The organism is Clostridiaceae bacterium (assembly GCA_012840395.1).
Lineage (GTDB): Bacteria > Bacillota > Clostridia > Acetivibrionales > DULL01 > DULL01.
This window is the reverse complement of sequence record DULL01000018.1, coordinates 31,126-43,860: the sequence shown is the minus strand read 5'-3', so window position 1 is coordinate 43,860 and position 12,735 is coordinate 31,126. Positions and strand designations below refer to the sequence as shown.

The following is a 12,735-nucleotide window of genomic DNA, read 5'->3' as shown; positions in this document are numbered from 1 at the left end:
TTTTTGTTAATTTATATACTCACATTGGTATGCTATATAATCCTCTTAAATCTTTTTTCAAGCTCACGTAAGCTCATTTTTATCATTGTAGGCCTGCCATGAGGGCATGAATATGGGTTATCCAGGCTTGCCATCTCTCTCAATAAACTTTTTACTTCCATGTTGTCAAGCTTTTTATTTGCCTTTACAGCAGCCTTGCAAGCCATCATATATAATGCTTCTTCCTCTGTTTTTGTGTGTTCTTGCCTGTTCACGCCTTTGGCAATATCTATTATATCCAGGAACAAACTATTGAAATCACTTTGAGAATTAATATAGGGTACTGCTCTTAGTATAATAGAATTATTACCAAAATTCTCAAATATAAAACCCATCTTATTAAAAAAATCCTTATTAGCCTCAAGAAGCATTATTTCACTGTTTGTTAGCTCAACTGTTACAGGATTTAACAGTGTCTGGGCCAAGGTTTCATTATTCTTATATTTTCTTAGCAGGCTTTCATACATTATCCTCTCATGGGCAGCATGCTGGTCAATTATAATAATTTCTTGGTTATATTCCAATAATATATATGTTGAAAAAACCTGTCCAATTATTTTTGCCTCCAATAGTTCATCCATAATCATTTTTGCATCATTAACAGGCAAAACCTCAGGTTTATCAGATAAGTCCCCAGGGGTCATCTTTGCAGTTTCATCACTTTTGTCCCTGTTCCCCGGGAAATTACTTTCTATATTATTCCCGAATAATTCGTCACTTTGAAACACCGAACCAGGTGACATGTTATCAGAAACTAAATGCCCTTTAACATCAAAGCTCTCTTGTTTATAATCATCCTTTTGAAATTCACTCCACTTATAATCAGATTTCTGATAGTAATCCCTGGTTATACCTTCCCCAGGGCTTTGACCAGGATATATTTCACCCGGTAAATATTCATTTCCGGCAGATTCAATATTTCTAATAAGGGGTTTCTCCATTACTGATCCATAGATTGCATTATAAACAATTCTAAATGTATCCTGCTCACTGGAAAACCTTACCTCGGTTTTTGCAGGGTGCACATTTACATCCACCAGGGAAGGATTAATATCTATATTTAATATAATAAATGGGAATTTATTTTTCATAAGAAGAGTTTTATATGCCTCATCAATAGCTGATGTAACTATCTTACTCTTAATGTATCTTCCGTTAACAAATATTGACTGATGATTTCTGTTGGATCTTGCTATCTCAGGCTTGCCCGCATAACCTGTAATTCTTACATTATCTTCCACATAGTCTATTTTAATCAACCTGCTGGAAATATCTCTCCCATAAACGCTGAAAACTGCACTTAAAAGGTCATTGTTTCCCGGAGTATGCAGTACCACAGTCCCATTATTTACAAGCTTTATGGAGACATCCGGGTTACCTAATGCTATACGGTTAAGTATATCTGCCACATAGCCACCTTCGGTACTGTCTTTTTTCAGAAACTTATACCTTGCGGGAGTATTGAAAAACAAGTCTTTTACAATTATGGTTGTTCCTACAGGACATCCCTTTTGATTCTTTTCTAATATAGTACCACCGCTTAACTTAATATAAGTACCATAAATACTGCCCTTAGTTCTTGTTGTAAGCTCAATGTTTGAAACTGCTGCAATGCTTGCCAGGGCTTCCCCTCTAAAACCCATAGTTGATACTGACTCAAGATCATCCGGATACATTATTTTACTGGTTGCATGCCTTTCAAAAGCTATTTCTACATCTCCTTCTTCTATTCCTGAGCCGTTATCCATAACCTTAATATATGTAATTCCTCCATTTTTTATCTCAACAGTAATACTGGAAGCACCTGCATCCAGGGAGTTTTCTACAAGCTCCTTGACAACTGATGCAGGCCTTTCAACAACCTCTCCTGCTGCTATTCTGTTCACAGTAATCTCATCTAATACAATAATTTTACTCATTATAATCCCTTCTTGATTTTTTCCTGCAGCCTATAAATAAAATTCAGAGCATCCAGAGGTGTTATCTTTGAAATATCTACTTTTTTTATTTCCTCAATTATCGTGTCTTTACTCTTTGTCTGACTATTCATATGGAATATATCAATCTGACCTTCTATCGGTGCCCTGCCGCGTCTGCTTCTGGTCTGTTTCTTGCTTATATCGGTATCTTCCAGCTCTTTTAGAACTTCCTTTGCCCTATCCAGTACAACCTGTGGAAGACCTGCCAGCCTGGCCACCTGTATTCCGTAACTGCTATCGGCTCCACCCCTGATTATTTTCCTTAAAAATATTATATCTTCTCCTTTTTCTTTTACAGAGATACAGTAATTCTTAACTCCTTCAATTTCTCCCTCTAACTCTGTCAGTTCATGATAGTGTGTGGCAAATAAGGTTCTTGCCCCCATTATTTCCTTGTCGCTGATATACTCTATAACCGCCCATGCTATGCTGAGACCGTCGAAAGTACTCGTTCCTCTTCCAATTTCATCAAGTACCAGAAGACTCCTTGAAGTTGCATTTGCCAATATATTGGCCACCTCAGTCATTTCAACCATAAATGTGCTTTGGCCTGAAGCAAGGTCATCCGATGCCCCTACCCTGGTGAATATCCGGTCCACCACACCAATTTTGGCATATTCGGCAGGTACAAAACTTCCCAGTTGAGCCATTAAAACTATCAGGGCTACCTGCCGCATATAGGTGGACTTACCTGCCATGTTGGGTCCGGTAATAATTAATATTCGGTTTTCTTCCATGTCCAGCAATGTATCATTAGGAACAAATGTACCTTCTTCCAGCATTTTTTCTACAACAGGATGTCTGCCGCCTTTAATTTCGATTATACCACCGGAATCAACAGATGGCATAATGTATGATTCCCTGTCAGCCACTTCTGCCAATGAACACAAAACATCTATCTCAGCTATTGCCCTGGCGGTATTCTTAATTCGCGATACCTCAGATGCTATTTTGGCTTTAATTTCTAAAAATAAACTGTATTCGAGTTCAATTACTTTACTTTCGGCTCCAAGAATTGTATCCTCAATTTCTTTTAATTCTTGTGTAATATACCTTTCACAATTTGAAAGGGTCTGCTTCCTGATATAACTTGAAGGTACCTGGGAATAATATGATTTTGTTACTTCGATATAATATCCGAAAACCCTGTTATATCCTACCTTCAGGTTTTTTATACCCGTCTTTTCCCTTTCAGTACTTTCCAATTGCAGGATCCAGTCTTTACCTTCCGTAGATGCCTTTCTTAGCTTGTCCACTTCCTCATTAAAACCGGTTTTTATGATACCTCCTTCTTTTACAGCAACAGGAGGATCATCGACAATAGAGTTTTCTATAAGCTGATATATATCTTCCAATGTATCTATCTGGTTATAATTTTTATTGTTCAATGAAGCTGTACAATTTTTTAGTATTTCCTTAATATATGGAAGCTTACCCAGGGAGTTTTTTAGAGCTATAAGGTCTCTGCAGTTGGCAGATCCAATAACAATTTTACTCGTTAGTCTTTCAATATCATAGACCCCTTTTAGCAACTCCTTTATTTCCATTCTTACCATAAAGCGGTTTTTAAATTCCTCTACCGCCGCAAGCCTCTCATTAATATCATCTATATTTACCAGTGGCTGCTCTATCCATTTTTTCAGCATTCTCGCTCCCATAGAAGTATTTGTCCTGTCAAGCACCCACAGTAGTGTACCCTTTCTGGACTTATCCCTCATAGTTTCAGTCAATTCAAGGTTTCTTCTGGTGGAAACATCCAGAACCATATATTCCTCAATCTCATACAATTCGAGTTTTTGTATGTGATCCAGACTGGTTTTCTGGGTTTGCTCCAGGTATTCAAGTAATGCGCCTGAAGCACTTTGCCATAAATGTTCTTCCGATAGTAAAGATTTAGAATCAGACCTGCCGGCAAATAATTGCTGTACACCATGTTCTGATTTTTCAAACTTACTTATTAATCTGTTCCTGGCATTTTCCAACTCGAAATAACTGTCACCAAAATGAGAAATATATGTTTCAAATCTGTTCCTAATAGATTTTACTTGCTCATTATCTTCCAGTAATGCTGAATTTGCAATTATCTCAGAAGGAGAATACTTTGCTATTTCATCCAGGAGTTTGGAAGTGGTATTACCTCGGGTAATTTTAGTTGTTACAAATTCCCCTGTTGACAGATCTACAACTGCTATTCCAAAGCAGTACCCTTCCTTAAAAATAGACATGAGAAAATTATTCTTTTTCTCGTCAAGCATGGATGATTCAGTTAATGTACCGGGAGTTATTACCCTTATGACTTCCCTTTTAACTATTCCCTTTGCCAGAGCAGGATCTTCAGTCTGTTCACATATTGCAACCTTATACCCCTTACTTAATAATTTTGCTATGTAAGTTTCTGCAGCATGATATGGTACTCCGCACATGGGAGCCCTTTCTTCCAGGCCGCAATCCCTTCCGGTAAGTGTAATCTCAAGTTCAGCCGACGCTATTTCCGCATCTTCAAAAAACATTTCATAGAAATCACCCAGCCTGAAAAAAAGAATACAATCCTTATACTTGCTTTTTATTTCAATATACTGCTGCATCATTGGAGTCAAGGTGCTCATTTGTTATCACCAGCAGGCACTACTGTACCTTCAAGAGACCAGGTTTGAATTTTATTGATTTTAACTTTAATAATTCTGCCAACCATACTTGAATCCCCCTGAAAGTTTACTATCTTATTGGTTCTTGTTCTTCCTGTATATACATGAGGATTATTTTTGCTAATACCCTCCACAAGTATTTCTTCCACCTTATTGAGCAGTTTTTCATTAAGTTCCCTGCTTATTTTGTTTTGTACCTCCAACAGTCTTCCAAATCTCCTTTTTTTAACTTCTTCCTCCACTTGTTCAGGATTTTTTGCTGCAGGTGTTCCTTTTCTTTTTGAATACAGGAAAGTATAAGCAGAATCGAACCTAACCTTTTCCACTACGTCAATAGTATCATTAAAATCTTCTTCGGTTTCGCCGGGAAAACCCACAATAATATCTGTGGACAAGGCTATATCCGGTATTTCCTTTTTTATTTTCTCTGTCAAAGATAAATAATCTTCTTTGGTATATTTTCTGTTCATTGCTTTAAGTATTCTTGTACTTCCGGCTTGTAAAGGAAGATGAAGATGGTTGCAAACCTTCTCCAGGTCCCTCATGGCAACAATTAGTTCGTCAGACAAATCCTTGGGATGAGATGTGGTAAATCTTATTCTTTCAATACCATTAATTTTATTAATTTTTTCCAACAACCTTGCAAAACTAATATTCTGATCCAGATCTTTCCCATAGGAATTTACATTCTGGCCCAGCAAAGTAACCTCTTTATATCCCTGTTCTCCTAATATTTCAATTTCCCTGACTATATCTTCAGGCATTCTGCTTCTTTCTCTTCCCCTTACATATGGAACAATACAATAAGAGCAGAAATTATTGCAGCCATACATAATTGTTACCCAGGCTTTGATTCCGTCTTTTCTGGTTATTGGCAAACCCTCGGCTATGGAACCTGAAGATTCCCATATATCAATAACTCTTATTCTTGAAGACAAGACGTTGTACAAATATTCAGGAAATTTATGCAAATTGTGAGTGCCAAATACCAAATCTACATGCCTGTATTTCCTTTTTATGCTATCACCTACTTCATTTTGCTGCATCATGCATCCGCATACAGCAATTACCATACCAGGTTTCTCTTCTTTAAGACTTTTGTATCTACCCAGGTGCCCATATACTTTTTGTTCGGCATTTTCCCTGACACAGCAGGTATTTACTATAATAAGGTCGCTGTTTTCCGCATTGTCAGATTCGGAATATCCCATCTCATTTAACATACCTGCCAATTTTTCTGAATCATTTTCATTCATCTGGCAACCAAGGGTTTCTATATAAAAAAGTTTCTTTTTCCCGGTTTTCATTTCTTCCTGGTAATTCAATTGCTTAATTTCCTCTGCAATACCTTGCTGTCTTGCAATTTCCTCCTGCGCGACCAGAATATCTTTCCTTCTGTCCCCTGTACTATTTTTCAAGATTTCCTCTCTCCCAATCCATAAATATCTTTCTCTATACACAGTTCAGCTCTTTCCCTTGTTCTTTTGTCACTTTTCATTGCCTTTTCAATGAACTCGGGATTCTGTATCAAAAATTTTCTCATTGACTCTCTTGGATTTTCTAAATATTCTATTATCAAATTATATTGTTTTTCATTAATCAAACCAAAAGAAAGTGCTTTATCAAAAAGTCCCTTATTAATATATACCATCCCGTGGGAAATTATCTTCTCTCTTAATAGCATTTCCTCTCCGCCCTGATTCCTATCAACAATTACTACAGACCATTTCATTACACCATTTATACTCTTTACCGCCGGTATCCAGGCCCTTATATAACTTGAAGCTTCAGTGATGAGGTCTGCTATATGTAAAACACTGGCACCATTTATATTATCTGTTCTCCAGGACTTTTCTCCATCAAATACCACAACATCCAGATCCTTAAATATAGTCAGATGTGGCTTTTTAAGTATCCTTGCGGCAATTAGTGAAAAAAACCAGTCTCTTCGTTCTCCTCCTGAGATATAATCTACTTTATCAATATTTATCTTACTTTTTATATAATCACATAATTCATCAATTAATTCTTTATATATCAATTCTTCGTTATAATTCTTCAGCACTTTTGCCAAAATCTCACCAGAACATGTCAGTCTGTCCTTGGTGGCGATTTCGATATCTTTTAGCAACATTTCGGCCTTTTCTTTACTTCCATACAAATAATGGGTGTTTATGTAATATGGTCCTATTGTACCAGAAGTATACCAAAAAGGGGAGTCCTCAGGGCAGACTTGTAAAGCCCCTGTCTCAAACATCAAAGATATAATTCTGTTTCTTTTTTCTATCATTATCTTGTTGTACTCCCACCAATCCTGAAATTTCAGTGTAGAGTATTCATCTCCCAAATGTGAAGAATCACCTTCATCAACAACTTTAAACGTGCCATCTTCATAATGAATTTCAGTTATTGAAGTATTATCTACCCAATTAATATTTAACATTTCTTCAAGAGAACATCCGGTGAAATAGCATATCAATGCTTTAATTGCAGTGCCATGGGTAACAATACATACATTTTTACCCATATTATTATCAATTATATACTTTATTTCAGAAATAAGCCTTTCCTGAAAATCTTCCATGGATTCTCCATCAGGCATGTTATGGATATGAGGCCTGTTCTCCCATGTATGATATTCATAAGGCCATTTTAAGGGAAGATCTTCCCACTTCTGATTTTCCCAGCTTCCTCCATTTATTTCTCTTAAGTTATCATTAGATATAACTGGAAGATTCTTTGCAGCCGCAATATAAGCAGCAGTTTCCTTTGCCCTTTCAAGGCTGCTCGAATAGATGACATCTATATCCATATCTTTCATCCTGGCTGCTAATTTTTGTGCCTGAATACGTCCCTTTTCTGTAAGCTTGGCATCGGTCCAGCCATGGAATATTCTTTTTACATTGCCTTCTGCTTCTGCATGTCTTACGAAATACAACCTTGTTACCATAAATTAATTCACCGTTCCTAGTTTTACTTTCTGTGTCTGCTTTTATGTCATATGTGTTATAAAGCAATAACATGAGTTTCGTAAAGTGCTGTCACATGTATATTTTCTCATAACGTATATGATCCAGTTTTACACAAAAGATTAATTTAATTTCAGTTTGCCTATAATCTCGTCAAGGCGGCTATGTCCATGCATTTTCATGTAATTCTTAATTCCCCGGATAACATTCAAACATGCTGCAGGATCCATAAAATTAGCTGTTCCAACCATAACTGCACTTGCGCCTGCCAGCATAAATTCAATAGCATCATCGCCGCTGCAGATTCCACCCATTCCAATAACGGGTATATTAACTGTTCTGGCTGCCTCATATACCATCCTTACAGCAATGGGTCTTATGGCGGGTCCTGAAAGTCCTCCCATATTATTTGATAAAACCGGTCTTTTTTTATGAATATCTATAGCCATACCCAGGATGGTATTAATCAATGATATGGCATCTGCCCCCTCTTCTTCTGCTGCCCTGGCAATTTCTTTAATATCTGTTACATTGGGAGTTAGTTTTACTATTAAAGGTTTTTTACAGCATTTCCTTACCATTTTTGTTACTTCTGAAATGCCTCTGGCAGAATTACCAAATGCCACCCCGCCATGTTTTACATTAGGGCATGATACGTTTAATTCAAGAGCATCAACATCACATTCACTGAGTATTTCAGCCATTTTACAATATTCTTCTATAGTATTTCCTGCAATATTGGCGATTATTGCAAGATCATATTCTCTTAAAAAAGGTATCTCTTTTTTTATAAACTCCTCAACTCCAGGATTCTGCAGCCCCACACTGTTTAATATTCCAGACGGTGTTTCTGCAATCCTGGGTGGCCCGTTTCCTTGCCTTGCTTCCAGAGTCAGTCCTTTTACAGATATGCCGCCAAGTTCATTTAAGTCAATATACTTTGAAAATTCTCTTCCAAATCCAAAGGTTCCGGAAGCTGCTATAACCGGATTTTTAAGTTTTAAACCTGCAATTTCAATTGATAGATCAATTTTATCCATAACCGTCTAATTTTCTCCTTCAAAATCCTCCAAAACCACCTGATTGCTCCAGAAAACCGGGCCATCCTTACATAAATGTCCATAAACCCAATCCTGGCTTTCATTATTTAACTTGATTTTACATGCACAGACAAGGCAGGCTCCTATTCCGCAGCCCATTCTCTGCTCCATTGAAACCTGGCACTTAATATTATACATATCAGCCAGTTGAACTACCTTTTTCATCATGGGCAATGGCCCGCAAGTATAAATTATATCATATTTATTTAATTTAAGATCTTCTTCCAGCATTTGTGTAACAAGACCTTTTCTCCCCGCACTGCCATCATCAGTTGTAAGAATCAGCTTATCAGCTGCTTCATTAAATTCATCTTCCAAAACAATATGCTCCTTGTCTCTGAAACCGAGAAATGCGGTCTTCATTCCATCTGTTTTTTCTTTAAGAAGAAAATACAGGGGAAATATGCCAATACCTCCGCCTACAACTGCGATATTGGTATATTCATTAAAAATATCAAAGGAATTACCTACAGGTCCAATGATATCTACTTCCTCTCCTGCCTTTTTTCTGGAAAGGCATTTGGTTCCTGTCCCCCGAATCTGGTAGTAAATATCAAAAGTATTTTTAAGCTTGTCTGCTCCCGCAATGCTTATTGGCCTTCTAAGTATCATATCAAGGCCTTCACTGCATCTAATATTTATAAACTGCCCAGGCTTGGCATTCTGAGAGATATAAGGGGATTCCACCGTCATTTTATAAATATCAGGAACTACTTTTTCTACAGATATTATTTTTCCCTTAATATGTCTGGACATAGTTACATGCACCTGCGCTCTCTTTCTTCGCATATGGCATTATTTATCTGTTCTTTCATCTCTAATACTTCAGCTCTGGCAGCCTGAGCAAAATCTTTCTCACTATATATTCCATTCCATTTGCTATTCTGGTAAGCACATATAACACTACGGGAAGCATTAACTATAGCTCCTAAGCCATCAGAGTTAAAACAATGGACAACATCCCTTGAAGTACCTCCTTGGGCGCCATAGCCAGGCACTAATAAATATGCATGTTTCATAATTTTTCTCAGTATTTTGGCCTGATTGGGGTAAGTAGCACCTACAACAGCTCCCACACTGCTATAGCCAAATTCACCCCTGATGCATTCCCCCCATTCTTCAATATGCTCAGCTACTACTTCATAAATGCTTTTACCTTGATGAGTAAGCAAGTCCTGTATCTGTCCGGAGGATTTGTTAGAAGTCTTAACAAGCAGAAAAATACCTTTCCCATATTTCTTGCAATCTTCAATAAAAGGCTTGATTCCGTCATATCCAAGATACAGATTTACTGTCAGTGCATCCACATCAAAAACCGTCTCTGAAACTGTTCCATCAATGGATGTCTTGCCAAGGAAAGCAGAAGAGTAGGCTTCGGCAGTACTTCCTATGTCATTCCTTTTACCGTCTGCAACTACCAGGAGATCCTTACTTCTGGCATACTGAATTGTTTCATAAAATACTCTTATACCTTCTATTCCATACATTTCGTAATAAGCAATCTGGGGTTTTACTGCAGGCACCACATCGTAAATTGCATCTATAATAGCCTTATTAAAGGCAAGAATTGCCTCAGCAGCACCCTTTAAATTACGTCCGTATTCTTTGAATGCATTTTCTTTTATAAAAGAAGGAACATATTCAACTTTAGGGTCTAATCCAACAATTGTAGGATTATTCTTTTCAATTATTTTCTTTATCAGCTTATCTACAAACATACCTGTCTCCTTATAGCAAAACTTTTTCTCTTACTACTACATTTCCGCCAACAATTGTATAAATCACCCTTCCAAATAGTTTATATCCATTGTAGGGAGAATTCTTACTCTTTGATTTGAATTTTTTAACTTCAACAATATATTCTTCATTAGGGTCTATAATTGTAATATCAGCGGTTTTCCCTACCTGTATTGTTCCCTTGTTCAACCCCAAAATCCTGGAAGGGTTCAGACACATTTTTTCCACAAGCATATTCAAAGACAATATACCTGGCTTAACAAGATATGTAATTGCAAGGGGAAGGGCTGTTTCCAATCCCACTATTCCGTTAGCGGCAAGATTGAATTCAACATTTTTTTCATCAATATGGTGAGGCGCGTGATCTGTAGCTATTATATCTATGGTTCCGTCCCGGAGGCCTTCTATTATTGCCTCAACATCTTTTTTAGTCCTTAAGGGTGGGTTAACCTTTGCATTGGTATTAAAACCTTCGCAAGCTTCATCAGTAAGAGTAAAATAATGAGGGCACGTTTCCGCGGTAACTTTAACTCCCCTTCTTTTTGCATTCCTTATTAAATCAACAGAAAGTTCAGTACTTACATGTGCGATATGTATAGGAACCTTGGTATATTCAGCCAGTATTATATCTCTGGCTACCATTATTTCCTCAGCTGCTGAAGGTATGCCTTTTAACCCCATTATGGTGGACTGGTATCCTTCATTCATTACTCCTTCCTCTGCCAAATCAAGGTCTTCGCAATGAGAAATTATTGTAATATCAAACATGGATGCATATTGAAGAGCTTTTTTCATTAATGAAGAACTTTTAATCGGATGTCCGTCATCAGATAGTGCAACAGCCCCTGCAAATTTCAGTTCTCCAATTTCAGCAAGTTCTTCACCTTTTTGCCCTTTGGTGACTGCTCCTATGGGGTATACATTAACATAGCCATCCTGAATTCCTTTATTTAATATGTATTTTACCATTGCTTCATTATCAATTACCGGATTTGTATTAGGCATACATGCGACAGATGTAAATCCTCCCACTGCAGCACTGGCTGTTCCGCTTTCAATATCTTCCTTGTACTCAAATCCCGGATCTCTCAGATGGCAATGAGCATCAACCAAACCAGGTATAACATATTTCCCTTCTGCATCAATTAAATCTCCGTTTGTAAGAGTTAAATCTTTGCCTATTTCGGTTATTTTATCGTTCTCAATCATTATGTCAAGAACTTCATCCAATCCGGATTTTGGATCAATAACGTGTCCGTTTTTAATTAAAAGTGCCATCATTTTTCCTCCTTGTTAACAGGTACATTAAAGCCATTCTTACAGCTACTCCGTTGGTTACCTGCTCATTAATCAAAGATTGGTCTCCGTCAATGATTGAAGAGGTCATTTCGATACCTCTGTTAACGGGGCCAGGATGCAGAATAAGGACATCTTCTTTGGCAAACTTTAACCGTTTATCATCCAGCCCGAAAAATCTGGAATATTCTCTTATTGAAGGGAATAAACCGCTTTTTTGTCTTTCTTTTTGTATTCTGAGCCCTATTATTACATCTACGTCAATAATAGCCTCATGTATGGTATTGTAAACTTTAACGCCAGTTTTTTCTAACTGAGGTGGCAACATGGTTGTCGGCCCTGCTACATAAACTTCAGCACCTAACTTTAACATACCCCATATATTACTTCTTGCCACTCTGCTATGGTATATGTCTCCGATAATTGCTATCTTTAACCCCTTCAGGCTTCCTTTCTTCTCTCTTATGGTAAAAATATCGAGAAGAGCCTGGGTGGGATGTTCATTCATTCCGTCACCTGCGTTTATTACAGAAGCCTCTACATTTTTCGCCAGTAAATGTGGAGCACCAGCCATAGGATGTCTTATGATAACTATATCCGCTCCCATCATATTGATGGTTTTGCCTGTGTCTATAAGTGTTTCCCCTTTTGCCACACTGCTGCTTGAAGACGCAATATTGGCTGAACTGGCACCCATGTATTTTGAAGCCAGTTCGAAAGAAAGCCTTGTCCTTGTACTGTTTTCATAAAAAAGTGTTACTATTGATTTTCCTTGAAGATGGGGCGTTTTTTTATTTTTTGACATTAATATCAGTTTCATGGTTTTTGCAGTATCCAATATGTATTCAATTTCTTCCGGAGACATATCCTTTAGACCTAGTATATCTTTTGAAATTAGTTTCATATTAACTCTCCATCCTTTTTTTAAGGTGCCTTACTTTTTTCCTCTTCTGAAAATTAAGTCTGATCC

9 protein-coding genes are annotated in these 12,735 nt (G+C 37.3%); all 9 read right to left on the bottom strand.

The features are described 5' to 3' along the window. Window positions 1-32 precede the first annotated feature (32 nt). On the bottom strand, window positions 33-1,958 hold the full coding sequence (gene mutL, locus GXX20_02405) for a DNA mismatch repair endonuclease MutL (protein HHW30516.1): 1,926 nt from the start codon (window positions 1,956-1,958) through the stop codon (window positions 33-35). Further along, entirely contained in the window at window positions 1,958-4,624 is a 2,667-nt protein-coding gene (gene mutS, locus GXX20_02400) for a DNA mismatch repair protein MutS (protein HHW30515.1), read from the bottom strand. The genes mutL and mutS overlap by 1 nt, the downstream gene beginning before the upstream one ends. Next, a complete protein-coding gene (gene miaB, locus GXX20_02395; protein HHW30514.1) occupies window positions 4,621-6,081 on the bottom strand; it encodes a tRNA (N6-isopentenyl adenosine(37)-C2)-methylthiotransferase MiaB in 1,461 nt (486 codons plus the stop codon). Before miaB ends, mutS begins: the two co-directional genes overlap by 4 nt. Then, window positions 6,078-7,613, bottom strand: a complete 1,536-nt coding sequence (locus GXX20_02390; GenBank protein ID HHW30513.1) for a histidine phosphatase family protein — start codon at window positions 7,611-7,613, stop codon at window positions 6,078-6,080. The genes miaB and GXX20_02390 overlap by 4 nt, the downstream gene beginning before the upstream one ends. A 141-nt stretch (window positions 7,614-7,754) precedes the next feature. Further along, window positions 7,755-8,672, bottom strand: coding sequence for a dihydroorotate dehydrogenase (locus tag GXX20_02385; protein HHW30512.1), 918 nt, complete (start codon window positions 8,670-8,672; stop codon window positions 7,755-7,757). Between the two features lie 6 nt (window positions 8,673-8,678). Beyond that, a complete protein-coding gene (locus GXX20_02380; protein ID HHW30511.1) occupies window positions 8,679-9,488 on the bottom strand; it encodes a dihydroorotate dehydrogenase electron transfer subunit in 810 nt (269 codons plus the stop codon). A 2-nt stretch (window positions 9,489-9,490) separates the two neighbouring features. Then, window positions 9,491-10,450, bottom strand: a complete 960-nt coding sequence (gene pyrF, locus GXX20_02375) for an orotidine-5'-phosphate decarboxylase (GenBank protein HHW30510.1) — start codon at window positions 10,448-10,450, stop codon at window positions 9,491-9,493. Window positions 10,451-10,460: 10 nt separating this feature from the next. After that, on the bottom strand, window positions 10,461-11,747 hold the full coding sequence (locus tag GXX20_02370) for a dihydroorotase (GenBank protein ID HHW30509.1): 1,287 nt from the start codon (window positions 11,745-11,747) through the stop codon (window positions 10,461-10,463). Further along, window positions 11,731-12,669, bottom strand: a complete 939-nt coding sequence (locus tag GXX20_02365) for an aspartate carbamoyltransferase catalytic subunit (GenBank protein ID HHW30508.1) — start codon at window positions 12,667-12,669, stop codon at window positions 11,731-11,733. The genes GXX20_02370 and GXX20_02365 overlap by 17 nt, the downstream gene beginning before the upstream one ends. Window positions 12,670-12,735: the final 66 nt, after the last annotated feature.